Consider the following 854-nt stretch of genomic DNA (forward strand, 5'->3'; position numbering starts at 1 on the left):
GATCAATCCTTGTTTCACGTCATCTTTATTCGGCAAACCCAAATGCTCTTTTGGTGTCACGTAACACAGCATAGCGCAACCGTACCAACCAATGAGTGCTGCACCAATACCGGATGTAAAGTGGTCATAGCCCGGTGCAATATCAGTAGTCAGTGGCCCAAGTGTATAGAACGGGGCCTCTCCACAATGCTCAAGTTGCTCTTCCATGTTTTCTTTAATCATGTGCATAGGCACATGCCCGGGGCCCTCAATGAAGGTTTGCACGTCGTGCTTCCATGCAATCTTGGTTAACTCACCCAGCGTGCGTAGCTCAGAAAACTGTGCCTCATCATTCGCATCCGCAATCGAACCTGGCCGTAAACCGTCACCCAGAGAGAAGCACACATCGTAGGCCTTCATGATCTCGCAGATCTCTTCGAAATGCGTATAAAGGAAGTTCTCTTTATGATGCGCAAGGCACCACTTAGCCATGATGGAACCTCCTCGACTCACAATCCCTGTCACACGCTTTGCCGTCATTGGCACGTAACGCAGCAACACGCCAGCGTGGATCGTGAAGTAATCAACGCCCTGCTCTGCCTGCTCAATCAGCGTATCGCGATAAAGCTCCCACGTAAGGTCTTCAGCAATTCCGCCGCATTTTTCTAACGCTTGGTAAATTGGCACTGTACCAATCGGTACTGACGAATTACGAATAATCCACTCACGCGTTTCATGGATGTTCTCGCCGGTGCTCAAATCCATTACGGTATCTGCGCCCCATCGAGTCGACCAAACTGTTTTCTCGACCTCTTCCTGAATGGATGATGTCACCGCTGAGTTGCCAATATTCGCGTTCACTTTTGTACGAAAGT

1 protein-coding gene is annotated in these 854 nt (G+C 49.4%); it reads right to left on the reverse strand.

Going from position 1 to position 854, the window contains the following annotated elements:
• Positions 1 to 854, reverse strand: an 854-nt coding sequence (gene thiC, locus A3750_RS19485) for a phosphomethylpyrimidine synthase (protein WP_068548665.1), incomplete at both ends; no start/stop codon positions are given.

The sequence above is a fragment of the Oleiphilus sp. HI0079 genome (genome assembly GCF_001635105.1).